20 protein-coding genes are annotated in these 23671 nt (G+C 70.5%); 12 read left to right on the plus strand and 8 right to left on the minus strand.

All coding sequences use genetic code 11. The annotated features are described in order from the left end of the window. Positions 1-220: 220 nt before the first annotated feature. Positions 221-1897: a hypothetical protein gene (locus ABZ464_RS34720; protein WP_359283814.1), complete on the minus strand. Its 1677-nt coding sequence runs from the start codon at positions 1895-1897 to the stop codon at positions 221-223. Beyond that, positions 1887-3320 (minus strand): site-specific integrase, encoded by a 1434-nt coding sequence (locus ABZ464_RS34725; protein ID WP_359283817.1) that lies wholly within the window; start codon positions 3318-3320, stop codon positions 1887-1889. Before ABZ464_RS34725 ends, ABZ464_RS34720 begins: the two co-directional genes overlap by 11 nt. Before the next feature lie 304 nt (positions 3321-3624). Between ABZ464_RS34725 and ABZ464_RS34730 the strand changes: the two genes are divergently transcribed. The 3 genes from ABZ464_RS34730 (at position 3625) to ABZ464_RS34740 (ending at position 6944) form a co-directional block, all read left to right on the plus strand. After that, positions 3625-4746 carry a hypothetical protein gene (locus ABZ464_RS34730; RefSeq protein ID WP_359283818.1) on the plus strand — a complete coding sequence of 374 codons (1122 nt, stop codon included), beginning with the start codon at positions 3625-3627 and terminating at the stop codon, positions 4744-4746. Positions 4747-5175: 429 nt separating this feature from the next. Next, entirely contained in the window at positions 5176-5733 is a 558-nt protein-coding gene (locus ABZ464_RS34735; RefSeq protein ID WP_359283821.1) for a SigE family RNA polymerase sigma factor, read from the plus strand. Next, positions 5730-6944, plus strand: coding sequence for a WD40 repeat domain-containing protein (locus ABZ464_RS34740; protein WP_359283823.1), 1215 nt, complete (start codon positions 5730-5732; stop codon positions 6942-6944). The genes ABZ464_RS34735 and ABZ464_RS34740 overlap by 4 nt, the downstream gene beginning before the upstream one ends. A gap of 12 nt (positions 6945-6956) precedes the next feature. Here the strand turns inward: ABZ464_RS34740 and dapA are convergent, their stop codons facing one another. After that, the gene (dapA, locus tag ABZ464_RS34745) at positions 6957-7856 is read right to left on the minus strand and encodes a 4-hydroxy-tetrahydrodipicolinate synthase (protein ID WP_359283826.1); all 900 of its coding nucleotides are present in this window, start codon (positions 7854-7856) and stop codon (positions 6957-6959) included. A gap of 147 nt (positions 7857-8003) precedes the next feature. Between dapA and ABZ464_RS34750 the strand changes: the two genes are divergently transcribed. The 3 genes from ABZ464_RS34750 (at position 8004) to ABZ464_RS34760 (ending at position 9836) form a co-directional block, all read left to right on the plus strand. Next, positions 8004-8402, plus strand: a complete 399-nt coding sequence (locus tag ABZ464_RS34750) for a DUF3618 domain-containing protein (protein WP_359283828.1) — start codon at positions 8004-8006, stop codon at positions 8400-8402. A 70-nt stretch (positions 8403-8472) separates the two neighbouring features. After that, entirely contained in the window at positions 8473-9081 is a 609-nt protein-coding gene (locus ABZ464_RS34755) for a helix-turn-helix domain-containing protein (protein WP_359283830.1), read from the plus strand. Between the two features lie 20 nt (positions 9082-9101). Further along, positions 9102-9836, plus strand: coding sequence for an SRPBCC domain-containing protein (locus ABZ464_RS34760; RefSeq protein ID WP_359283832.1), 735 nt, complete (start codon positions 9102-9104; stop codon positions 9834-9836). Between the two features lie 12 nt (positions 9837-9848). On the opposite strand, the gene ABZ464_RS34765 is transcribed toward ABZ464_RS34760, so the two are convergent. Beyond that, a complete protein-coding gene (locus ABZ464_RS34765; RefSeq protein WP_359283834.1) occupies positions 9849-11675 on the minus strand; it encodes an endonuclease/exonuclease/phosphatase family protein in 1827 nt (608 codons plus the stop codon). A 259-nt stretch (positions 11676-11934) separates the two neighbouring features. Between ABZ464_RS34765 and ABZ464_RS34770 the strand changes: the two genes are divergently transcribed. From ABZ464_RS34770 to ABZ464_RS34790, 5 genes are all read left to right on the plus strand, one after another. Next, complete coding sequence (locus ABZ464_RS34770) at positions 11935-13368, plus strand: hypothetical protein (RefSeq protein ID WP_359283837.1); 1434 nt, start codon at positions 11935-11937, stop codon at positions 13366-13368. A 229-nt stretch (positions 13369-13597) separates the two neighbouring features. Then, positions 13598-15043 carry an alkaline phosphatase PhoX gene (locus ABZ464_RS34775; RefSeq protein ID WP_359283840.1) on the plus strand — a complete coding sequence of 482 codons (1446 nt, stop codon included), beginning with the start codon at positions 13598-13600 and terminating at the stop codon, positions 15041-15043. Positions 15044-15334: 291 nt separating this feature from the next. After that, positions 15335-16390 (plus strand): LAGLIDADG family homing endonuclease, encoded by a 1056-nt coding sequence (locus ABZ464_RS34780; protein WP_359283841.1) that lies wholly within the window; start codon positions 15335-15337, stop codon positions 16388-16390. A 78-nt stretch (positions 16391-16468) separates the two neighbouring features. Then, positions 16469-17107, plus strand: coding sequence for a GntR family transcriptional regulator (locus ABZ464_RS34785; protein ID WP_359283842.1), 639 nt, complete (start codon positions 16469-16471; stop codon positions 17105-17107). A gap of 14 nt (positions 17108-17121) precedes the next feature. Next, positions 17122-18147: a 1-aminocyclopropane-1-carboxylate deaminase gene (locus ABZ464_RS34790; protein WP_359283844.1), complete on the plus strand. Its 1026-nt coding sequence runs from the start codon at positions 17122-17124 to the stop codon at positions 18145-18147. On the opposite strand, the gene ABZ464_RS34795 is transcribed toward ABZ464_RS34790, so the two are convergent. Next, entirely contained in the window at positions 18129-19601 is a 1473-nt protein-coding gene (locus tag ABZ464_RS34795; RefSeq protein ID WP_359283847.1) for an MFS transporter, read from the minus strand. The genes ABZ464_RS34790 and ABZ464_RS34795 overlap by 19 nt on opposite strands. Positions 19602-19754: 153 nt before the next feature. On the opposite strand from ABZ464_RS34795, the gene ABZ464_RS34800 reads away from it, so the two are divergent. Then, positions 19755-20321 carry a TetR/AcrR family transcriptional regulator gene (locus ABZ464_RS34800; protein ID WP_359283850.1) on the plus strand — a complete coding sequence of 189 codons (567 nt, stop codon included), beginning with the start codon at positions 19755-19757 and terminating at the stop codon, positions 20319-20321. A gap of 88 nt (positions 20322-20409) precedes the next feature. Here the strand turns inward: ABZ464_RS34800 and ABZ464_RS34805 are convergent, their stop codons facing one another. From ABZ464_RS34805 to ABZ464_RS34815, 3 genes are all read right to left on the minus strand, one after another. After that, complete coding sequence (locus tag ABZ464_RS34805) at positions 20410-21600, minus strand: TerD family protein (protein ID WP_359284000.1); 1191 nt, start codon at positions 21598-21600, stop codon at positions 20410-20412. A gap of 97 nt (positions 21601-21697) precedes the next feature. Then, on the minus strand, positions 21698-22465 hold the full coding sequence (locus ABZ464_RS34810; protein WP_359284002.1) for a DeoR/GlpR family DNA-binding transcription regulator: 768 nt from the start codon (positions 22463-22465) through the stop codon (positions 21698-21700). Between the two features lie 238 nt (positions 22466-22703). After that, entirely contained in the window at positions 22704-23513 is an 810-nt protein-coding gene (locus ABZ464_RS34815) for an NAD(P)-dependent oxidoreductase (RefSeq protein ID WP_359283853.1), read from the minus strand. Positions 23514-23671: the final 158 nt, after the last annotated feature.

Below are 23671 nucleotides of genomic sequence, written 5' to 3' on the forward strand. Positions count from 1 at the left end.
ACTGCTCGCCAGGTGGGGTTGGTGATCTGGGTGAAGTCCAGGATCTGCTCGCTGCGTGGCCAGGACACTGGGGCGTCGGCGGCGCAGGAAAGGTCCCAAACATCCTGGTCGAAGCGGGGGCGGCGAGCGCCGGGCCGAGTGCGGTATCCAGCAGTCCGGAGGACGTCTAAGCCGGTGAAGGCACTGTGCCCGGGGCCGGCGGTCAGAGCGTCGGATCCGGTCACGGGATTTCCTCCGGTGTCATGGCCGCGAACCCGGCTTCGGCGGCGGTCTCGATAGCTGTCGTGCTGAAACGGGGAAGCAGGTCGGTACTGAGCCTGTCGGCGTAGGGACCGAAGATGGCCAGGAACTGTGCGTTCGTCATTTGTCTTTCCTGTTCGGCGAAATAGCGCTGGAGCCGCAGCAGGTTGGGCAGGTGCCGGGGGGTGAACACGGCGAGAGGACACAGCAGGCACACCCAGGGACGGGCTGGGCAGGCGGTTCCGGCCGGGGCGTGGGGGCTGTTGTAGAGACTGGCGCAGGAGGCGACGAAAACGTCCTGCTCGCCGGCCAGCAGCCTCTGAATGCCATCGCCGTCGAGTCCGGCGTCCGCAACGAGGCGGGGGAAGTCGGCAGCGAACCGGGCGGCGTCCTGGCTGGTGGCGATGACCGGCGGCGCGGCCTTTCGGCGGATGTCCCGCTGAGCTTCCTCGATGACTCCCTCGATGGCCTCCACCTGGGCGGGGGTGTGGTGCTGTAGATAGTGATCGCCCTCGACCGCCGGGGTGTGGTTGGGGTCGATGGTGGTGCGCCCGGTCCAGGCAGAGCGGTCGCGCCTGTGATGGAAGGTCGTACGAATCCGGCCGCCGTGCGGGGCCATGGGCTGGCCGTTGTCGTCGGTCAGGCCGACGGTCTTCGCCCACTTGATCCGCTGCCACGGCGTTCGGGGACGCGCGGACAGTGCCGTGCCGTTGTAGTTGATCCACATGGAGTCGGAGAGTTCTCCGGCATGCTCGCGCAGGGGTGCCGAGTGGGTGAGCCACTGGTCCAGGAGCCGTACGGCGGGGCCGCGCAGGCTGAGGGCTTCGCGGGCGGACCGACCTTTCCGGTACGACAGCAAGCCCGTGGCGGGGCCGGTGTGTGTGAAATCGGGTACGGAAAGGGTGTCGACACCGTCGGGCACGGCGCCGGTCAGCATGGCCAGCCGGAGGTTGTAGACGAGAGCCGTATACCCGGATGGGAACAGGGCGTCGCGAAGCTCAAGGACAGTGGTTGTAATAGCCCAAGGAGAACCGGGGACCATCGCGCGGATCGTGCGAACCGGCACGGGGCCGGTTCTACGGATCAGCCAGGCGAGATTGTCCCGGCCGATGCCGTGGGTGACCGGGTCGGCCCCGCGTTCAGCGGATTCCAGAGCCTTGAGGTGGTCCTGCCAGCCGGTGTCGATGGAGGTGCGGGCGGCTTGATCGAATTGCCGCCACTCTGCGTCGCTGTAGGGCCGATGAGGGGTGGACCCGGCCTGCTGGTTGATCGGCCTTCCATCGAGGTGGGCCTGGACGCCGTCGTGGAGTGTGCCGCCACTGGCGAGGAAGCCGTTGAGGGTGATACGGCTGTGCCGCTCGAAGGTGAACCCGAACTCCAGCCAGTAGGCGGTGAGTTGTGTCGCGTTGAGACTTGAGAGAGTGCCGGTGAAACCGGTCCTGTGCAGGTGGCGGGCGAGGTGCCTCGCACACCGGACGGCGTGCCGGGCTTGGCCATAGGTGCGGATCGGGCCATTGGGATGGGTGGCTGCAGTGAGTCCTCGCGCGAGGTCGCCGGCGAGTACTGAGTCGGGCAGCTCGTGAAGCGTACCGAGGTAGGGTCGCTGACCTGGGAGCGTGTACTGAACGGCGAGCGGCTGTCGGATTTCAGCGGGCATCGGAGTCCTGGAATTCGGCGGCGGCCTCCCGGCGGGCGGCCGAGTCGGGGTCGGCCCCCTCGTATGCCTGGCGGAAGACCCGCTGGGTGTCCAGCAGGTGGAGGTACACCTGGGTGGTGGCGACGCTGGCATGGCCAAGGAGGTCCCTCAGGACCAGCAGGGGATCTGCCTTGGTGAGGTAGAGAGCCATGGCGCTGTCATCGTCGGTGTCGAGGACGAGGCGGGCGGCCTGCTGGTAGTAACCGCGCACCAGCCTTTCCAGGGTGGCCATGGCCATCGTGTGGCGTGTCATATGGGGATGTACGTGCGGAAACGCGGGTTCCCACCGGTCGCGGATGCGGACGGCGGTCCGACGGAGGGTGGTCGCCCAGTCCAGGAACGGTGAACCGTCGGACTGGACGGCGAGGAGGGCGCTCCCGCCGCCGGGGCCGACGAGGCGGAGCCGTTCGGCCGGGGTGAGCAGGTGCCAGCGACGGTAGGTGCCGTTGAGGTAGGCGCCTTCGTATGTCGGGTCTTCTACGTGGAGGGCGTGGGCGGGGCGCCATCGGGATCCGTCCACATGGGCGGCCCGCTCCAGCGTCGCGTAGTCGTGGACGCGGGCCAGGGCGTCGTACTCCACCCAGGTCTGTCGGCCCTTGCTCCCCTTGGTGGTCGGAGGCGCGAGCGACAACGGAACGGGGACAGTGGTGCGCTGGCGGGGGAGAGGCGGGATCTCCCAGGGCGTGAGAAGCCGCCATTCTCTAAGCCGCAGGCCGGTGGAGATCGCAAGCGAGCCGCCGGCGGCGTTCCTGCCGGTCTCGCGGCCCCGAAACGTGTGATCGGGTTCGCCGTCCGGGTCGTTGCCCGCGAGAGCGTTTAGCAGCAGATCGGAGTACGGCCGCTCCAGGTACTTCCGGGTGGCGTGCCGTCTGGCACCCCGTACGGTTGCGAGGTTACGGGCGGTCTCCATCCGTACGCCGTCAGGGCGCAGGTACGAACCCATGGCGTAGGAGAACGGCACCTGCTGACAGTGTCCTTCGCTCACTGCCCACTGGTAGAACGCCGCGATGGTCTTGACCGCAAGGTTCCAACTGGACGGGCCAAGCCGAACTTCCAGCGGGCCGGACAGGCGGAGCTCGGAATACAGGGACAGGCCGTCGCGCAGCCGCTGGCGGTCGGAGAACAGCGCGATGCCATGGGCGGACAGGAACTCGACCCAAGGCTTCAGCTGTAGGGCGTAGGTCTTCCATGAGCTCGCGGCAGGGGCTCCGCTGATCGGTAGCCCTCGCAGCCAGCGGTTGACGAACGTCGCCGGTCGGGGACCGTTCTCGTCTTCGAAGCGGAGATCATCGTCCACGAGAACCGGCATGTCGTCGCGGTTGAGCGGTGGCGAGGCGAGGTCCCAATCCTCCCCACCAGCTTTGGAGAAGTAGAAGAGAATCACCGTTGCACGGTATGTGGGACACATTCAGATGTGCCCGATATCTGAGAAACTATCAGTCATGTGATGGTTGTTGATGCAGTTCGACTGTAGTGGTGTCTCGAAGTGACAGTTCCGCTGGCACCGGCGTCGGCGGTCGCGGTCGTGGAGGCTGCCAGCGGCTTGAGCCTCCGGCAGGTCTGCGCTTCGTTGGCCCAGGTGTTGCCGAGGCTGTGGCCACCCCGACCGTCCTCCAGCCCTGCCCGAAACTGATTTGCCTGCTGCTGCCGAGCTGCGATGATGCCTCTGTTTCCCAGGCGGAGGGCAGTTGTTCGTTTTCGTGTGTGCGGGGTGCGGCGCTGAGCTGACCGCTCCGCTGTCCCAGGTCGACCTGCCGGTCCACGCCCATCAGAAGTACGGGAACGGAATTCAGCTCCCCGTGCTCATGGAGTCGGGCACTTTCGCCGTGGACTCAGAGCCCTGGGGGCCGCCGTGGCGGCCGTGGGAGGAGATCCATCCGGACGAGGCGGCCGCCCGCGGTGTCTACGCTCCGGTCTACGCCCTGTCCGACGGTGCGCCGGGCGCGATCGTCATCGCGCCCGGCGATGCCCGCGGCACCGTGCTGATCCCGGAGAATCGCGGAGGCGGCTACTGTTGCGGCCTTGACGGGGCCGCCGGCCCCAACATGGCCTGCCTGGAGTGTGCCCTGCCCGTGGCGAGCCGGATCGACGACTGCTCGCTCTGGCAGGCGATATGGCTCGCCCCGAACGCCGTGCGCCGCCTTCCCGTCGACGGCGCTGACGCCGCGACGCTTTCCTGGGCGGACCTGATGGCGGCAGGGAAGGGCACGCCCCCGTTCGAGCCGATGGCCACGTGGGGGTCGCGGATGGGGGCGGGCCACTGGTCGAACCACTTGTGGACGTGGAGCGCGCAGTGGGAGGCGGCGGCCGGCCGGGCGCTCGCCCACCTGCTGGCGGCCTCGGACGGCCAGCCGGTGATCGTCCCGGACGGCTTGGTCGGGGAGGTGTTCCAACACACGCTCGACGCCATGCTGCCCGCGGGTCCGCAGGCGCGGCGCGCCGTCCTGGCCGGACCGGGACGGCCGGCTCCCGACGGGGACGCCGACATCCTGCTCGTGCCGTCCCATCCGCAGACGGGGGAGGTCTGGGCTGCGGCCGACCCGGCGGCGTACCCAGTGCCGCTGCCGTTCGGGGTATGGCTGTGGCTGGCCTTCCCCGAGCCGGACCTGCCAGTACCAGCGTCGGGCGGCCTACCCGACGGCGTCCTCCGTGACGACTTTGATCCGCCCGCGCCGCGCCCGCGTCACCTGTTCCGGGCCGATCCCGAGACGTTCCGGAACACCCTGGTTCGGCTGCCGACCGTCCGCAGCCCTTGGCTGCGCGAGTTCCTCGACAACCTCACGCCGCAGATGCGCGCTGGCTTCTTCTAGCCCGTGACCCGGTCGCGGTCGGCTGGGCCGCTGCCGAGTCGAGCCGGGCCGACGGTACGGCCCAGCTACGACCTGGCGAACACGGCAGCCCACAGACCGACCCATGCGCAACTCAAGGTGGCCCCTCCACGGAACCTGAGCCAGAACCGCTTCTCGCCTACGCAGCCAGGAGTGAGACACGGACAGGGCGTAGCGGGCGTGGGCGGGCTGGCTAGTGAGACAGCGAGACAGGATCAAAGCGCACAGGTAAGCGGCCCGTCGACGTCGAGGAACAGCAGCGGCCGGTTCATACGGCCACCGTAAAACGGCACGATCCCCGAGCCGACGGAATTTTCTCCGGACGACAGGCATAGCGGCGCCCGCCCGGAGGCGTCACAGGGGGCACAGGGATCGGGCAGTAGGCCCGCTCCGGGGGAAGAGAAGGTGACGATGGATGCCGAGGGACTGGAGAGCTTCCGAGACTTCGTGGACAGCAGGTCGTCCGGGCTGCTGAGGACGGCGGTCCTGCTCAGCGGCGGCGACCGGCACGCCGGCGAGGACCTGCTCCAGAACGCCTTGGCCAAGGCCGCGGGCCGCTGGCACCGCATCGACGAACCCGAGGCGTACGTACGGCAGGTGCTGTACCGCCAGCAGATCAGCCGCTGGCGCCTGAAGTGGCGCAGGCGCGAGGTCAGTGTCGCCGAGCCGCCGGAACCCGGCGCGGACCCGGACGCCTCGTCGGCCGCCGAGCTGCGGGTCGTGATGCGCGCGGCCCTGTCCCGGCTGACGGCCCGCCAGCGCACGGTCCTCGTGCTGCGCTACTTCGAGGATCTCCCGGAGGCCGACGTGGCCCGGATCCTGGGCTGCTCGGTGGGCACCGTCCGCTCCACCACCCACCGCTCCCTCGCCCGCCTGCGCTCCCTCGCACCTGAACTCGCCGCCCTCGGCCCCGCGGACGCCGAACAGCCGCCTTCCCGTGACTTCTCGCCCGTGGAGGTGCGTCCGTGAACGTCGACGAACTCGTGCGTGACTCCCTGCGCGAAGAGGCCGAGCGCCAGGGGCCGGCCGCACCGGGCCTCGCCGACCGGGTGCTGGGGCTGCGCAGGCGCCGCCGTACCCGCAGGCTGGTGTCGATGGCGGCCGCGGCCGTGGTGGCGGTCTCCGTGGCGGTGCCGATGGCACGGTCCGGCGGGACCCGTGACGTACGCCCCGCGGACGTCACGCCGCCGACCCGGATCGCCGCGCACCCCGACCAGTCCCCGCCGCGTGACCTGATCGCCGCCGGGCGGACGGCGCTGGCCGCGTACTACGGGACGGTCTCGGTCCCGCAGTCGAAGGAGATGGCGGTGGCGACGCGCACGTACTGGCTGCTGAACCCGGTGACGAAGAAGTACGCGAAGACGACGAAGTGGTCGTGGGTCGCCGTCGCCCCGGGGCTGGAGACCGCCGCCGTCCTGGAGCAGAACCTGCCCGTGAGCCGGATCGGCCTGCTCGACCTGACGGACGGCGAGGTCAAGCGGTGGATCGAGGTCGATCACCCCGTGGGCGGGCTCGCGTTCTCCCGTGACGGACGGGAGCTGGTCGCGACGACGTACAGCGAGAACCCGGATCTCAGGCCCATCCCGAAGAAGCTGAAGGGGGGCGGCGAAGTGACGGTGGAGACGAGTTCGCACCGCACCGGCTTCTCCGTCATCGACGTGGCGTCCGGGAAGGAGCGGTGGAGCCGGGTCGACGCGGGCGGCGGTCCCGGTTCCCCCGACATGATCAACACCCGTCAGGACTTCGCCTTCAGCCGCGACGGCAGCCTCATCTGGTCCGGCATGCCCATGGATCCGGGCTACCAGTACTACGACCGGGACGGCACCGAGGTGGGTCCGCCGGCCGACGCGAAGTATCTGCGCTGGTACGTCGAAGCGGGCCTCTCGCCCGACGGCAGCCTGCTCGCCGGCGACTTCGCGGGCGAGAAGTACAAGACGTCGTCCTGGATCCTCGACCCCGGGAGCGGCAGGAAGATCACCGAGACGCACGGTCAGCAACTGCTCGCGTGGGCAGACGACGACTCGCTCGTCGCCTGGGACATCGGCAAGGACGGCAACGAGTACCACCAGCGGCTCGTCCTGGTGACGCTCGACAGCGACAAGGTGGTCCCGCTCAGCGACTTCCGCTCGACGAAGGACGACACCCTGGGCCGCTGGACACCGGTGTTCGCGGACCGATGACGATCCCCGCGGTCAGGCGACCAGACGCTCGTAGGCGTCGCGCAGCCCGTCGACCGCCGCGCGCCCCGCCGGGCGCAGCGGGGCGCGGACCGGGCCCGCGGGCAGGCCGAGCACGTCGAGGAGCGCCTTGGCGGTGACGGCGCCGGGCAGGCCCGCCGCCATCATCGACTCGATGAGCGGTGCGGCGCGCTGTTGGAGGCGGGCGGACACGGGGGTGTCGCCCGCCTCGAACGCGTCCAGGACGGCGCGGAGCTGTTCCGGCACCACATTCGCGACGGTGCTGACGTACCCGGCCCCGCCCACCGCGTACAGGGCGAGATTGTGCTCGTCGCATCCCGCGTAGTACGCCAGCCCGGTCTGCCCGATGACCTTCTGGGCGCCGAGGAAGTCGTAGGAGCAGTCCTTGACGGCGACGATCCGGGGATGCGCGGCGAGCCGCAGCAGGGTCTCCGGTTCGATCCGGGTGCCGGTGCGGCCGGGGATGTCGTACAGCATCACCGGCAGCCCGGACGCGTCGGCGACCTCCCGGAAGTGCGCCTCCAGGGCGTCCTGCGGGGGCCGGCTGTAGTACGGGCTGACCACGAGCACCCCGTCGGCGCCGGCCTTCTCGGCGGACCGGGCGAGTTCGACCGTGTGCCGGGTGTCGAAGGTGCCGACGCCCGTGACGAGGGAGGCCCGGTCGCCGACCGCCTCCCGGACGGCCGTGACCAGTTCCGCCTTCTCGGCGTCGGAGGTGGTCGGCGACTCGCCGGTCGTCCCGGAGAGCACCAGCCCGTCGCAGCCGTGCCCCACCAGCCACTCGGCGAGCCGCTGCGCCCCGTCGAGGTCGAGCGCGCCGGACGCGGTGAAGGGCGTGACCATCGCGCAGAGGGCTCGGCCGAAGGGCGGGGTCGGGGAAGCGGCGTATGTCATGAGAGCAGTCTCGGCATCACCACCGTGAAGCTCCACTTAAATCTGCTACGAGATATGGATAAGCAAAGCTGAGAGGTGAGAGTCCGGACCGTACCGGGTACCCGGAGTCCCGCAACCGGGATGGGGGACAGAGGAAAGGGCGCACCGATGACGGACAGGGGATCGACCAGGGAGACGGCGGCGCGGCTGCGCCGGCGGATCGCCCGTACCGGGGGCCGACTGGAGGCCACCGCGGAGGAGTTGGCCGGCCGGGCCGGGGCCCGCACGGCGGACCTCCGGGACCGGGCGGGCGCGATGACGTGGCAACTGCGCAGCACCGCGGCCGAGGCGGGCCATGCTCTCCAGGACAGGGCCGCCCACACGGGCCGCACCGCCCACCATCGGGCGCTCCGGGCCGGGCGCGGCGTCGAGCACCGGGTACCCGCACCCGTCCGCGTACCCGTGCGGTTCGCGATGCGGCATCCGAGGCCGGTCGTGATCGTCGGCGCCACGGGTGCCGCGTTCGTGGCGGCGGTGGTCTTCGGGAGGCGCTGGGCCAAGCACTGAAAACCGAGAACGGCGGACCGAACACAAATCTCGCCTGGACAAAAAAAGTTTTCGGTGAGACGGTGGACGCATGCTGGATGTGACCGTGATCGAGGACCCCGAGGCCGCCGCCGTCTCCCTGGACCCCATACGGGCCAGGCTGCTGGCCGAGCTGGCCGCGGGGCCCGCGTCGGCGGCGATGCTGGCCGGCAAGGTCGGCCTGCCGCGACAGAAGGTGAACTACCACCTGAAGGCCCTGGAGCGGCACGGCCTGGTCGAGCTGGCCGGCGAGCGCCGCAAGGGCAATGTCACCGAGCGGCTGATGCGGGCCACCGCCGCCTCGTACGTCATCTCGCCGCTCGCCCTCGCCGAGGTGCAGCCGGACCCCGACCGCTTCCGCGACCAGCTCTCCGCGCGCTGGCTGCTCGCGCTCGGCGCCCGTCTGGTCCGCGACGTCGGTTCGCTGATCACCGGTGCCGCGAAGGCCCGCAAGCGGCTGGCGACCTACGCGCTGGACGGCGAGGTCCGCTTCGCCTCCGCCGCCGACCGCGCCGCGTTCATCGAGGAGCTGACCGCCGGGGTCGCCGCCCTCGTCCGCAAGTACGACTCCCCGGACGCGGAGGGCGGCCGCGACCACCGGATCGTCGTCGCCGTCCATCCCACGGTCAAGCCGCAGGACCCCGAGCTTCCCCACCCGTGAGCACAGTTCAGGAGCAGCAGATGTCCAAGGAATTCGAGATCGTCCGCGAGTTTGAGGTCGACGCCACTCCGCAGGAGGTGTGGGAGGCGATCACCCACGGCACCGGGGCCTACCTGTGGCCGATGGAGGCGCCCGAGCCCAAGGTCGGCGGCGCGGCGGCCTTCGGGTCCACCGTCACCGCGTACGACCCCCCGCACCACCTCGTCATCCGCAGCGACGACGTCGGCATCCCGATCCAGAGCCTGAACCAGCTCGAGCACGTCATCGAGGCGCGCGACGGCGGCCGGCGCGCCTGGGTGCGGTACGTGCACAGCGGGATCTTCACCGACGACTGGGACAACCAGTACGACGGGGCGAGCAGGCACACCGACTTCTATCTGCACACCCTGCGCGAGTACCTCACCCACTTCGCGCCCCGCCCCGTCACGTTCGCCCAGCTCAACGGGCCCGAGGCGTCGATCACCCCCGGGGCGCTCACCGAGGTCGAGCGGGCGCTGGGCCTGGCCGGGGACGCCGTGGCGGGCGCCCGGGTGACCGTGCGCGGTCCGCGGGAGTTCGACGCCGTGCTCGACTACCGCAACCCGTACTTCCTCGGACTGCGCACCGACGACGCCCTGATCCGCGTCTTCGGACGCAACCACTGGGGCGCCCCCGTCGGCATCAGCGTCCACGACTTCGCCGCGGACGCCGACGCCGAGGTCAACGAGACCGCCTGGCAGACCTGGCTGGACGAGGTGTACGGCCAGGCCCGCTGACGGGGTGACGGATCACGGCTCGAAGCGCAGCACCTGCGGGTCGTGGTCGCTGATCTGGTCGTGGAACTCCGCGTTGATGTGCACGCTGTCGTACGCGAAGTCGCAGGACCGCCGGATCGACGGGCTGACCAGGATCTGGTCCAGGACCTGCTGGTTGCCCTGGTAGTCGTACGTGTACCGCTCGCTCTTCGGCAGCGACTTGATCGCCGACCACAGCTCGCCGTCACCCTCGAGGATCTTCGCGGTGTCGGAGAACTCGAAGTCGTTCATGTCGCCGAGCGCGATGACGTCCGCGTTCTTCTGCACCTTCAGCAGGTCCGTGACGAACGCGTTGACGAGCGTCGCCTGCTGGTGGCGCTGGACCTCCGAGCTGCGCACCACCGGCTGGTACTGCGCGTGCAGCGCCTGGTCGCCGCCCTTGGAGTTGAGGTGGTTGGCGATCACGAAGACCGTCCGTCCCCGGAAGACGAACTCGCCCACCAGCGGCTTGCGGCTGGCGTTCCAGGCGGTGTTCGCCGGGTCGATCCGGCCCGGGGACACGGTCAGCTGCGCCTTGCCGCGCACCTTCTCCACCCCGACGGCCGTGGCCGCGTCGCCGCCCACGCGGTCGGTGAACGACACCCGCTGCGGGTTGAACAGGAACACCTGGCGGATGTTGCCGCCCGGCTCGCCGCCGTCGGTGTCGTTCGTCGGGTCGATCGAGCGCCAGTCGTACGCCGGGCCGCCCGCCGCGACGATCGCGTCGATCAGCTTGGTCACGGTGACGTCCGCAGCGGTCGTCCCGTCGTCCTTCGCGCCGGTGTTGTCCTGGATCTCCTCCAGGGACACGATGTCGGGCGACTGCAGGTTGTTCACGATCGCGGCGGCGTGCGCCGCGAACGTGGTGTCGGACGGGTCGAGGTTCTCGACGTTGTACGTCGCGACCGCGAGCTCGCCCTTCTGCTGCTTCCTGGTCGTCTCCCGCTCCAGGCCACCGCTCTTCAGCGTGCCGAGTGTGTTCGCGACCAGGGTGTAGCCGCCGAACTGGTTGTAGTCCAGCGGGCCCGCGGTGGTGCCGGTCAGACTGTCGCCGACGTTCGCGGCCGGGAAGTCGGCCGTCGCACCCAGCGACTGGATCTGCAGCCGGCCGGTGTTCTGCGAGGTGTACGAGCCGTACACCGTGCCGCCGCGCCGTCCGGCGTTCTCCCGCGGCTTCACCGTGACCCACAGCTCGCTGTACGGGTCGGTGGCGGTGACCACGCGGGCGTCGGCGACCTGGACGTTCATGCCCTCCAGGGACTCGTAGAAGTCCAGGGCGTACTTCTTCGGCTCCAGGGTGAGCGCGTTGATCGAGTTGCTCGCGGCGCTGTCGCCGGCCGGGGCGTACGCGGCCGGGACCGACCGTGCGTCGATCACCGTGGCGGCCGGGACCGCGTTGCCGGAGGAGACCACGGTCACCGTCGGCTTGGTGATCTCGGTGACGGCCTGGTTCCCGGACGAGGTGCCGCCCGGGACGAACTCGGAGACCGTGCCGTTCACGGTGACCGAGTCGCCGACAGCGACCTTGGGGGTCGAGCTCGTGAAGACGAAGACGCCCTCGCTGGTGGCCGGATCGGCGTCCGGGTTCGGATCCTGGATCCAGAAACCTCTGGAGGAGCCGTAGGTGCGTACGCCGGTGACGATTCCGGCCACACCTGTGACGGCCTGGCCGGCGTACGGCGAGATCCGGGTCGTGCCCTGGATGTCATGGATCGCCACCGTGGCCGCCTGCGCGGGGGAGGTGAGGGCGACGGTGGAGGCCGCGGAACAGACGGCGGCGACGGTGAGCGCGGCGACGCGCGCGGACTTCTTGCTCGGCAACGGGATCCCTCCGGGGACATGCGTGGGTGCCGGGACGAGGGTGGAGCTGGGATGCGGATGACGCGCGTAGAAATGAGCGAGCGAAATGAGTGAACAGTCGTTCCCCCGACTTCTACGCGCGTCAATCTCCTGCTTGATCAGGCCAGTTGTCAAGGATTGAGCCATGTACGGTCCCCAACGGGGAGATGAACCGGACGTCATGGGTCGAAATCCGTCTAGGCTGAGCCTCAGCGGTAACGACGCCTAGGAGACCCAGCCGATGTCAGACAGCTCCCCCCTGCCGCCCGTACGGCTGCACCCCGAAGCGGAGCTGGCGCGCGACGCGCTGTCCACGCCGTTGCTCTCCCGGGCCGCCCGGCTCGCCCGCTGGGCCGGCCCCGACACCCGGGTCGACGCCGGGGGCCGGCTGACCGAGGAACAGGTGCCGGCCGCCGCCGAGGAGCTCGGACTGACCGGCGACGACGCGGCCGCCGACGTGGCCGACGCCTGGCGGGTGGCCCTGGACATCGGCCTGCTGGAGGTCGTCGACGAGCAGGCCGACACCGTCACGCCCGGCGAGGACCTCGCCCTGCTGGCCGGCGGTTCCCCGCACGACGTGCTGGGCGTCTGGCTCGGCGCGCTGGAGTCGGTGATCGCCGACGCGGCCGTGCCCGACCTCGACGGTCTGATCGACGCCATGGACGAGGGCGGCGCCGTCGACTTCTCCAAGCTGGACTGGGACCCCGAGGGCGAGGCCGCCTTCCTCGACGGCGTCCTCGGCAACCTCTATCTGCTCACCGCCGGCGAGGACGGCCCCGGCGACGGCGGCCCCGTCCCGCTGCCCGCCCTCGCCGCCTCCATGATCGTCCCCGGTGACATGGGCGAGCCCACCAACGACGTCCTGGAACAGGTCTCCGACGCGATGATGCGCCTCGACGACCAGTTCCGGCTCCTGGAGCCGATCGGCCTCGTCACGTACCGGCCGGTGGACGAGGCCCTCATGACCGACGCGGACGAGGAGGGCGCCGGGACCCCCGTCGACGAGACGGACGTCTCCCGCTACGGCATGGTCCGCCTCACCCCGCTCGGCCTGTACGGGCTGCGCGCACGCCTGCTGGAGTCCGGCTTCCAGGCGCCGTCCGTCGGTGAACTCTCCGACAAGGGCGCCGACGTCCTCCTCGACGGCAGCGCGGGTTACGGCCCGCGGGCCGCCCGCGCGGAGACCGAACAGTGGCTGGCGCGGCGCGAACCCCTCGACGCCGCACGGGAGTTGCTCGCCGCAGCCCGCGGCACAGACCCCGGCGCCCCGCTGCGCCGGCTCCGCTGCCAGGAGGCCCTCTCGCTCGTCGGCGTCGCGGCCGAACCCGCCGTGCGCGAGGTCCTCGACGACCCCGAGCTCGGCGGTCTCGCCCGGGTGTGGCTGAGCGAGCTGGGCGCGACCGACGTCCCCGCGCCCTCCGAGGACCTCGTCTTCTGGCTCACCATCGACACCGTCGCGGCCCAGCTCACCGCCGAGGGCAACTCCGAGGAACTCCAGGCCCTCGTCGAAGGCCTCGCCGCCCAGCACAGCGGCTTCTTCGCGGCGGCCTGGCGCGTCGACCACCCGGCGACCCCCGACGTCCTCGAGGCGATGGGCCGCCTCCACCCGGACAAGCGCATCGCCAAGGAGGCCCGCAAGGCGGCCTTCAAGGCCAGATCCCAGCAGAACGGCTAGAGCGGCCCACGCGCCGCGCCCGGGGCCGCCCGGGGCGGTCGGAGGAGCGAGGGGAGGAGGAGCCGGAGAGGTCTCTTTTGGCTTCCATGGCTGGATCCGTACGGATTCATGGAACAGGGTCCCCGCCCGCCTCCCGTCGTTCAACTCCCGTTCAGACATGGGCGGGACGGTGTCGCCCGAACCGAGGTCCGCCACCCTCCACGGCACGTCCACCGTCACAGGAGACATCATGTCGCTCACCCGCAGGGACTTCGCCAGACAATCCGCCCTCACCGGTGCCGGGGTGGCACTGGCCGGCACCGTCGGCGCCCTCGCCACCGCGCCGAACGCCCTCGCCTCCACCGAGACCGAGAGCGCGACGGAGGAGTCCGCGGCCGCACACGGCGGCGTCGGCTACGGGGAGCTCGTCCCCGACCCCGACGGCATCCTCGCGCTGCCCGCCGGGTTCAAGTACCGCATCATCACGTACAGCGGCAGGACCAGGCTGGAGTCGGGCGAGTTCACCCCCTCGAACCACGACGGCACCTCCACCTTCGACGGCCCGCGCGGCGCGACCCTGCTGGTCAACAACCACGAGCTCAAGGGCCCGCGCGCCAACTGGACCTACCCCGTGCCGCTCACCGAGGGCCTGGTCTACGACCCCGCCGCCTCCGGTGGCTGCACGGTCGTCGAGGTCCGCCCCGGCGGCAAGGTCGCCGAGTGGGTCGGCATCGCCGGCACCTCCACCAACTGCGCGGGCGGCAACACCCCGTGGGGCACCTGGCTGACCTGCGAGGAGACCGAGGACAAGGCCGGCCAGAACGGCATGACCAAGGACCACGGCTACGTCTTCGAGGTCGACCCCGAGGACCGCCGCGCCAACCGGAACCCCAAGCCGATCAAGGCGCTCGGCCGCTACGCCCACGAGGCCGTCGTCGTCGACCCCAAGCGCGGCCACCTGTACCTCACCGAGGACGCGGCCGGCCCCAACGGCCTCCTCTACCGCTGGACCCCGCCGGAGCACTTCTGCCACGGCCGCGGCAAGCTGCGCACCCTCGCCGACGACGCCGGCGTCCTCGAGGCCTTCAAGTGCTTCGACTCCGGCGGCCAGTTCGTCGACGACCTCTCCCGCGCCACGAAGATCGGCACGGTGTACGGCGTCGACTGGGTCACCGTCCCCGACCGCGACGCCAAGTCCACGGCCGTCCGCAAGCAGTTCGCCGACGGCAAGGTCACCCGCGCCCGCAAGCTGGAGGGCATGTGGTGGGGCGACGGCGGCACGTACATCGTGTCCTCGTACGCCCGCAGCGAGAGCCCCGTCCAGCACGACGGCGCCGTCTGGTTCTACGACCCCAAGCGCCGCACCCTCACCCTGAAGGTCCTGCTCGGCGTCAACCCGGACCCGGACGTGGACGGAAACTTCGACGGCCCGGACAACATCACGGTCTCCCCGTACGGCGGACTGGTCATCGCCGAGGACGGCGAGGGCGTCCAGCACCTCTTCGGCGCCACCGACAGCGGTCGCACCTACCCGATCGCCCGCAACGAACTCAACATCGGCACCGCGGAGGAGCCGGAGTACAGCGAGTTCACCGGCGTCACCTTCTCCCCGGACGGCAAGACCCTCTTCGCCAACATCCAGGACCCGGGCATCATGCTCGCGATCACGGGCCCGTGGAAGCGCCAGAAGCGGTAAGGATTTAATTCGCTCGTACGAGTGACTCTCGCCTGCTTTGCCCAGCCCTTCCCTGCATCGGCTTAGTGTTTCTGTCTCGTACTGGTTATCGGTCGAGGTGGGGAGGGGCTGTGAGATCTCAGGAACGGGGAGGGTTCACCGAAGGCTCCCGGGTTTGGCTTCCTGATGGATCGGTTCGCGCGGTCGAGGAGGTCGTCGAACGTCGCCTTCCCGTTCTTTCGTTCAGTAAGGAATGGGATACCAGGCCGGTTCGATACGGGCCCAACCAAGGTGCCCGGGACCATTCTGTCGGTGACCTCGTTTCCGGTGGTTCCGGACGCCTGGTTCGCAGGGCCTTCCCGGGAAGTGAGCAGGATTGGGTTCGATTCCGGTAGAACCCTCGAAGCGGCGTTGGATCAGCAATGGGTGACCCAACGCCGGACTGGTCGGCAGGCATGGGAATGGAAGCGGACCGATGCTCTGGTCCCCGGCGATCGCGTGCCGTTTCCCTTGACTGCCGCTCAGTTCGGATCGGAGGGGCACGCCCGCGATGGATATTTCGTCGGTGCCATGCTCGGTGACGGTGGGATGACGTCCTGCACTCCGGAGTTCCACGGTGATCCGCTGGATGGAGCGGTGGAGTTCATGCGGGATTTTGCCGCGGAGCACGGATGCGGGCTGCGCGAGATTCCCATGGGGACCATCGTGCGGGTGCGGTTCCCGTTCAGGGCAGGCCATCGCAACCCGATCACAGAAATCCTTCGGAGCTACGGTGTGTGGGGTCTACGGTGTGAAAAGAAGCGTCTCCCTGACATGCTGCTGAGTCGCGACTTCTGGATCGGATGTCTTTCGGGTCTCGTCGACACCGATGGTTGTGTCCGTGAACGAGTCAACCCTCGAGGCACAATTCACGCATCTGTCGAGTTCGCCTCGGTATCGTTCCTGTTGGCCATGCAGGTGTCGGATGTCCTCTTGCGGCTCGGCGTCGCCAACAGGGTTCGAGTCGTCCAGAGGAAACCGGGACAGCAGCGTTCAATCAATGGATATGCCGTTGTAAGTCGAAGGCCCCTCCACATCGTGGAGATTTCAAGGGCTTCCGCACTCGTCCGTCTGGCCGGGCTTCTGGAGCTTCGCATCGGCTACAAGGCGGCCATGTTGAAGAAGTTGGTGTGCCTCGTCGGGCACGTCGCCCCGGCGCGCAGTGAGATGCACGGCTATGACCAGTCGGTGGCGCTGGATCGAGTGAAGAGCATTGAGCCAGTGGGGGTGCGCCCCGTGTACAGCGTTGTCGTAAGCCCCTCTCGTCTGTACCTGATCAATGGTCTTGTGGTGGGCGCTGGGGATCAGGCGGGTCCCGCCGTTCGTTGACCTTTGCCACATCTCTGCGGGGCGCACTTCGTCCGCCACCCTTGTTGCGCCTCGTACTGACATCTAACATTTCAGTTCATGGAAGCCGTACCCCGCACCCTGCTCAGGGACCGCGCCTACGCCGCGATCCGGGACGCCATCGTGACCGGGGCCATCGAGCCCGGTGCGGTGGTGCGGGACGCCGATCTCGCGGAGCGGCTCGGGCTGTCCCGGGGGCCGGTGCGGGAGGCGTTCGCCCGGCTGGTGGACGAGGGGCTGCTGGAGAGCAAGCCGCAGAGCTACACCCGGGTGACACCGGTGGTCGCGGCCGACGTACGGGACGCGGCGGCGGTGGTCGGCGCCCTGCACGAGCTGGTGACGAGGATCGCGGTGCCACGTCTGTTCGCCGCGGACGTCGAGGCGATGCGCACGGCCAACGAGCGGTTCACGGCCGCCGTACGGGTCGGGGACGTGGACGCCGCCCTGCGCGCCGACGACGCACTGCACGACGTCCTCGTCCGGGCCGCCGGCAACCGCGCGGCCGCCGCGACCATCGCCCGCTACACCCCCCTGATCCGGCGGCTGGAGCGACGGCGCTTCGGCGAGGGCGGCACCTGCCGCTCGGCCGGGCTGCACGGGCGGCTGATCGGGGCCTGCGCCGACGGTGACGTGGACGAGGCGGTCCGGATCACGGCGGAGATCTGGCGCACCCTGGCCGACCTGGCCGACACCGAATGAGCCAAGGAGGCTCCATGCCCGCGAAGTCCCTCTCCTCGTACGAGCGTTACCCCCTCCTCTTCGGCCCCTCGCCCGTCCACCCGCTGGAACGGCTCACCGCCCACCTCGGCGGCGCCGCCCTGTGGGCCAAGCGGGAGGACTGCAACTCCGGGATCGCGTACGGCGGCAACAAGACCCGCAAGCTGGAGTACCTGGTCGCCGACGCCCTCGCGCAGGGCTGCGACACCCTCGTCTCGATCGGCGGGGTGCAGTCCAACCACACCCGCCAGGTCGCCGCCGTCGCCGCCCGCGCCGGACTGAAGTGCGTGCTGGTGCAGGAGAGCTGGGTGGACTGGCCCGACGCGGTGTACGACAAGGTCGGCAACATCCTGATCAGCCGGCTGGCCGGGGCCGACGTACGGCTGGTGCGGGCCGGGTTCGGGATCGGCTTCAAGGAGAGCTGGGAACTGGCCCTGCGCGAGGTCGAGGAGTCGGGCGGCAAGCCGTACGCCATCCCGGCCGGCGCCTCCGACCATCCGCTCGGCGGACTGGGCTTCGCCGGCTGGGCGTACGAAGTGGCGCGGCAGGAACAGGAGTCGGGCGTCTTCTTCGACACCGTGATCGTGTGCTCGGTGACCGGCTCCACCCAGGCCGGTATGGTCGCCGGGTTCGCCGCGCTGGAGGAGGCCGGCGGCCGGCCCCGCCGGGTGATCGGGATCGACGCCTCGGCCAAGCCCGCCGAGACCCGCGAGCAGATCGCCCGCATCGCCCACCGCACCGGACAACTCATCGGCGTCCGCAGTGAGTTGACCGTCGACGACATCGAACTGGACGAGCGCTACCACGGCGGTGTCTACGGCGTCCCCGACGACACCACCCTGGAGGCGATGCGCCTCGCCGCCCGCACCGAGGGCATGGTCACCGACCCCGTCTACGAGGGCAAGTCGATGGCCGGTCTGATCGACCTGGTCGCCCGCGGCGAGATCGGCGCCGACTCCACCGTGCTGTACGCGCACCTGGGCGGCCAGCCGGCCCTGAACGCCTACAGCGCGCTGTTCTGACCGGCGGCCGGGGCGCCCCGGCGTGCCCTGATCGCGAAGGCCGCCGTGAGGAGGGCGGTCAGGGCGATCAGGGCGGCCGTGCCGAAGGCCCGGGAGGCGCCGTGGGTGAGGATCTCCGCCGGGGTGCCCGTGGCCTGCCGGGTGGCCGTGCCGTACACCGTGACCAGCGCGGACAGACCGACCGTGCCGCCGATCCACTGCACGGTCTGCAGGAGTCCGGAGGCCGCGCCGGCCTCCTGCGGGCGGACCTTCGCGAGGATCGTGGCGTTCAGCGGCATCAGAGCCAGACCGATGCCCAGACCGAGGAGGACGAGCGGTCCCAGCAGGGCGGGTGCGTAACCGTCGCCGGGCCGCAGCCGCCAGAGCCAGGCGCCCGCCCCGGTGAGCAGCGCCATACCGGTCAGGACGAGCGGCTTGGCGCCGTACCGGGCCAGCAGCCGGGGCACGAACCGTACGGTCGTGAACATCGTCGCGGTCATCGGCAGGAAGGCGAACCCGGCGCGCAACGGGTTGTAGTGCAGGACCTGTTGGCAGATCAGGGTGAGGAAGTAGAAGGCGCCGAACATTCCGGCCGGCAGCAGCAGGACACCGGCGTAGGCGCCCGCGCGGTCGCGGTCGGCGAGGAGCCGCAGCGGCATGATCGGCTGCGGTGCGCGTGCCTCGATCAGGGCGAAGCCCGCCAGCAGCGCGGTCGCGACACCGAAGGCGGACAGCGCCTGGCGGTCGCTCCAGCCCTCCTCCGACACCCGGATGAAGGCGTACACCAGTGAGGTCGTCCCGGCGGTGCCGGTCAGTGCGCCCGCCGCGTCGAAGCGGCCCGGGTGGCGGGGGGTCTCGGTGACGAACCGGCGCAGGGCGAGGGCGACCGCGAGGCCGATGGGGACGTTGATCAGCAGGGCCCAGCGCCAGGACGCCCACGCGGTGAGCATGCCGCCGAGGACCAGTCCGACGGAGGCGCCGATGCCGGCCATGGAGGAGTAGACGCCGAGGGCGTGGTGGCGGCGGGGGCCCTCGGGGAAGTGGGTGGTGATCAGGGCGAGGGTGCTGGGCGCGATGAGCGCGGCGCCGACGCCCTGGAGCGCGCGGGCGGCGAGCAGCCGGCTGTCGTCCGCGGCGAGTCCGCCCAGCAGGGAGGAGCCGGCGAACAGCAGCACGCCGACGGTGAGCGTACGGCGGCGGCCCAGCAGGTCGCCGGTGCGGCCGCCGAGCAGGAGCAGGCCGCCGAAGGCGAGGGTGTAGGCGTTGAGCACCCAGGACAGTCCCGTGGGGGTGAAGCCCAGGTCGTGCTGGATGTCGGGGAGGGCCACATTCACGACGGTGGAGTCGACGCCGACCATCAGGTACGCCGTGACGATGACGAGGAGGACCGCGCGCAGCCGGGGCGCGGACTCGGGTGCCGGGTGTGGGGGTGCGTCGGCGGGGGATGCGGGCGGGGTGGACGGTGGGGTGGACATGGAGTGCTCCCTGTCTGGTGTCCCCGCGTGAAGTGGTGGAGCATGCGGGCAGCACGACGTAGCCCGCAGAGACAAGCGCAGTAAGCGGGGACTGTCTCCGTTTAGTCTTCGATAAAATACGGAGAGAGTCCCCGGTTCGCAAGGAGTAACTGGATGACGCAGGTCAGACCCATGCGCGCGGACGCTCGCCGCAACTACGAGCGGTTGCTGAAGGTGGCGGCCGAGGCCTTCGCCGAGCATGGGGAGGGGGCGTCCCTGGACGACATCGCCAAACGGGCCGGGGTCGGCTCCGGCACGCTGTACCGGCATTTCCCCACGCGTCAGGCGCTGTTGGAGGCGGCGTACGTCGACCGGATCGAGGCGCTCGCGGCGCGGGCCGATGAGCTGGGGGAGGCGCTGCCGCCGGGCGAGGCGCTGGTGGAGTGGCTCAACGAGCTGTGCGTGGGGACGATCGAGGTGCGCGGGATGAAGGCGCTCCTGGGGTCCACCGTCACGGACGGGAGCGTGGCCGCGGTGACGGCCTGCGCGACGAGCATGAAGGGGGCGGCGACCCGGCTGGTGTCGGCGGCGCAGGGAGCGGGGGCGCTGCGGGGGGACGTCGAGCCGATCGATGTGCTGCGGCTGGCGCACGGGGTGGCCACGGCGTCGGAGCTGGCGAAGGGGGACGGGGCCGTGATCCGGCGGTATGTGGGCCTGCTGGTGGAGGGGCTGGGGGCATAGCCCTCAGGGGAGCGGGGCCGTATGCGCTGTGCGGCTCCGCCGCGTGGGCGCGACCAGCCCCCGCCACCTGCACCCGGACGACGACCCGTTACAACGCCTGTGCCGCCGGCTTGACCATGTTGCGTACGGTCCTGGCCTTGACGAAGTCGCCCATCGCCGTCATGTCCCACTCCCCGGAGAACTGGCGGATCAGCTTGGCCATCATCACACCGGTCTGGGGTTCGGCGTTGGTGAGGTCGAAGCGGACGAGTTCCTCGCCGGTGGTGGCGTCGAGGAGGCGGCAGTAGGCCTTGGCGACCTCGGTGAACTTCTGGCCTGAGAACGAGTTGACGGTGAAGACCAGACCGCTGACCTCCTGCGGGAGCCGGCCCAGGTCGACGGCGATCACCTCGTCGTCGCCCCCGCCCTCACCGGTGAGGTTGTCGCCGGAGTGCTTGATCGCGCCGTTCACGATGGACAGCTTGCCGAAGTAGCAGCTGTCGATGTGGTTGCGCTGGGGGCCGAAGGCGATCACGGACGCGTCGAGGTCGATGTCCGCGCCCCGGAAGGCGGGCTCCCAGCCGAGCCCCATCTTGATCTGCGAGAGCAGCGGCCGGCCGCCCTTGACGAGGGACACGGTCTGGTTCTTCTGCAGGCTGACCCGGCCCTTGTCCAGATTGATCTTCCCGGCGCCGGGCGCGGGCGGGGCGGGCGGCGGCGGGGTCTGCGGCATCGGCGGGGCGGCCGGGGCGACCGGGGCGGCGGCCACCGGGGCCGGGGCCGCGGGCGCGGCGGCCGGCGCCGCCGGCTCCTCCACCGTCACGCCGAAGTCGGTGGCGATGCCCGCCAGACCGTTGGCGTACCCCTGGCCCACCGCGCGGGCCTTCCAGGCGCCGTTGCGCAGATAGATCTCCACGATCACCAGCGCCGTCTCGGCACCGAGCTGCGGCGGGGTGAAGGTGGCGAGGACGCTGTTGTCGTCCGCGTTGCGGATGGTCGCCGTCGGTTCGATGCCCTGGAAGGTCTGTCCCGCGGCGTCCGGGCTCGCCGTGACGACGATCTTCTCGATGCCCGGAGGGACGGCGGCCGTGTCGACCGTGATCGCGTCCGGTGACGTACCGCCGCCGGAGCGGTACGTCACCCCGGGGCCGGCGGGCTGGTTGTAGAAGATGAAGTCGTCGTCGGAGCGCACCTTGCCGTCGCCGGTGAGCAGCAGGCCCGACACGTCGAGCCGCACGGGGGCGGCGACGTCCACCGCCACCCGGGAGGCGGGGAGAGGGATGTTCGAGCCCGGGGTCATAGCTGTCATGCCGGGTAGAACGAACGAACCCGCTTTACCGTTCCCTTACCAGGACCTCCTGGACCGCCGCCGCGTCGAGAACTGGTCGGTCGGGGTGTCAGACCCTGATGACCTGGGGTCCCAGCAGTGTGTAGCGGTGGGCCTCGGCGACGGGCAGCAGGGTGCTCGTCACGATCGTTTCCAGGGCGCCGACCTCGGCGAACCGGCAGAAGCCGGCCGCCCCGAACTTGGTGTGCACGCCCGTGAAGACCACCCGCCGGGCCGCCCGCACCGCCTGCGCCTTGACCTCGCCGACCGCCGGGTCCGGGGTGGTGAGCCCGTGCTCGCGGGAGATGCCGTTGGCCCCGATGTAGGCGAGGTCGACGACGAAACCGGCCAGCATCTTCGTCGTCCAGTGGTCGACGGTCGCCAGCGTGCCGGCCCGGACCCGGCCGCCGAGGAGCAGCACGGACACGTGGCCGTTCCCGGCGAGCGCGCCCGCGACCGGCAGGGAGGCGGTGACCACGGTCAGCGGCCGGTCGGCGGGCAGGGCCTCGGCGATGAGCTGCGGGGTGAAGCCCTCGTCGACGAAGACCGTCTCCGCGTCCCCGAGCAGCCCGGCCGCCGCGGCCGCGATCCGGCGTTTCTCGGGGACGTGGCTGGTGGCGCGGAAGGCGAGCGTCGTCTCGAAGCCGGCGCTCTCCACGGGGTAGGCGCCGCCGTGCGTACGGCGCACCAGGCCGTGGTCCTCCAGGGCGCGGAGGTCCCGCCGTACGGTTTCCCTGGCCACGCCCAGTTGGGCGGCGAGCGTGTTGACGTCGACGGAGCCGGTGGTGCGGGCGGCGTGGACGATGTGCCGCTGGCGTTCCTCCGCGGTGCCGGTCAAGTGCGTCACCCGCCTTCCTGCGCCGTGCTGCCCGTTCGGGCCCCGTGGAGGAAGTTGTACCGGTGGCGGGTGGTGGTGACCAGGTCTGTTACGGGGGTGATGGTGACCGGGAACGCCCGTTCGGGCGTGGCGCACCTCGACCGTGGCGCTGTCGCGCCACGGTCGGGGCTGCCCGCCGTGCCCGAACATGCCTGCGGGCGGGCCCGTTCGGTGCCCGCCCGTTCTCCTCGTGGGGGTGTCAGTACGGCCAGATCGGCGGGTCGCTGACGAAGTGGCCGCCCAGGTAGGCGTGTGCGATGTTCTCCGGGTCCAGCTCGCCCTGTTCGGCGATCAGCTTCTCGGCGTACGGCTCGGAGTCGTCCTGCGGTGCGTAGCCGAGCGCCCGCGCGGAGGTGAGGTCCCACCACAGGCGGGTGTTGGCGGAGGAGCCGTGGACGATCGTGTGGCCGACGTTCTCGGCGGTCAGGGCCGCGTGGAGGAGGCGGGCGCAGTCGGCCGGGCTCATCCAGACCGACAGCATGCGCACGCTGGTGGGCTCGGCGAAGCAGGAGCCGATGCGCACCGACACCGTCTCCAGGCCGTGCTTGTCCCAGTACAGCTGGGCGAGGTCCTCGCCGAAGGACTTGGACAGGCCGTAGAAGGTGTCCGGGCGGTGCGGGGTGTCGACCGGGATCAGGGGGTCGCCGCTCCGGGGGCGGGGCGTGAAGCCGACGGAGTGGTTGGAGGAGGCGAAGACGATCCGTTCGACGCCCTCCTCGCGGGCGGCCTCGTAGACGTTGTACGTCCCCTCGATGTTGGCCTTCAGGATCTTCTCGAAGGGGGCTTCCAGGGAGATGCCCGCGAGGTGGATGATCGCGTCGACGCCCCGGACGGCCTCCCGTAGGGCCTCCCGGTCGGCGAGGTCCGCGACGATCGCGTCCGGCTCGCCCTCGATCGGGCGCAGGTCCAGCAGGCGCAGCTCGTACCCGTGGGCGGGGAGCAGGTCCCGCATCAGGGTGCCGAGGCCGCCGGCGGCCCCGGTGAGCAGGACGGTGCGGGGAGCGGGCATCCTCGGGTCTCCTTGGGTCTGGCCGCATGCATGGACGGTATTCACATGCGTGGACACGCTAAGGATCTCCCGCGCCCTCCGTCAAGTGTGCCGCGGACCTGGTGATTCCGTCCCTGAGGTGCGGTGTCCGAGCTTGACCGGTTCGGAACGGCGTCCCT

Origin of the sequence: Streptomyces sp. NPDC005820 (assembly GCF_040630255.1) — a bacterium.
Lineage (GTDB): Bacteria > Actinomycetota > Actinomycetes > Streptomycetales > Streptomycetaceae > Streptomyces.

Excerpts from the sequence above, each read along its gene's own strand:
- ABZ464_RS34720 (WP_359283814.1), bottom strand. The coding sequence starts at position 1,897 with ATGCCCGCTGAAATCCGACAGCCGCTCGCCGTTCAGTACACGCTCCCA.
- ABZ464_RS34735 (WP_359283821.1), top strand. The coding sequence starts at position 5,176 with ATGGATGCCGAGGGACTGGAGAGCTTCCGAGACTTCGTGGACAGCAGG.
- dapA (WP_359283826.1), bottom strand. The coding sequence starts at position 7,856 with ATGACATACGCCGCTTCCCCGACCCCGCCCTTCGGCCGAGCCCTCTGC.
- ABZ464_RS34750 (WP_359283828.1), top strand. The coding sequence starts at position 8,004 with ATGACGGACAGGGGATCGACCAGGGAGACGGCGGCGCGGCTGCGCCGG.
- ABZ464_RS34755 (WP_359283830.1), top strand. The coding sequence starts at position 8,473 with ATGCTGGATGTGACCGTGATCGAGGACCCCGAGGCCGCCGCCGTCTCC.
- ABZ464_RS34760 (WP_359283832.1), top strand. The coding sequence starts at position 9,102 with ATGTCCAAGGAATTCGAGATCGTCCGCGAGTTTGAGGTCGACGCCACT.
- ABZ464_RS34770 (WP_359283837.1), top strand. The coding sequence starts at position 11,935 with ATGTCAGACAGCTCCCCCCTGCCGCCCGTACGGCTGCACCCCGAAGCG.
- ABZ464_RS34775 (WP_359283840.1), top strand. The coding sequence starts at position 13,598 with ATGTCGCTCACCCGCAGGGACTTCGCCAGACAATCCGCCCTCACCGGT.
- ABZ464_RS34785 (WP_359283842.1), top strand. The coding sequence starts at position 16,469 with ATGGAAGCCGTACCCCGCACCCTGCTCAGGGACCGCGCCTACGCCGCG.
- ABZ464_RS34790 (WP_359283844.1), top strand. The coding sequence starts at position 17,122 with ATGCCCGCGAAGTCCCTCTCCTCGTACGAGCGTTACCCCCTCCTCTTC.
- ABZ464_RS34795 (WP_359283847.1), bottom strand. The coding sequence starts at position 19,601 with ATGTCCACCCCACCGTCCACCCCGCCCGCATCCCCCGCCGACGCACCC.
- ABZ464_RS34800 (WP_359283850.1), top strand. The coding sequence starts at position 19,755 with ATGACGCAGGTCAGACCCATGCGCGCGGACGCTCGCCGCAACTACGAG.
- ABZ464_RS34805 (WP_359284000.1), bottom strand. The coding sequence starts at position 21,600 with ATGACCCCGGGCTCGAACATCCCTCTCCCCGCCTCCCGGGTGGCGGTG.
- ABZ464_RS34815 (WP_359283853.1), bottom strand. The coding sequence starts at position 23,513 with ATGCCCGCTCCCCGCACCGTCCTGCTCACCGGGGCCGCCGGCGGCCTC.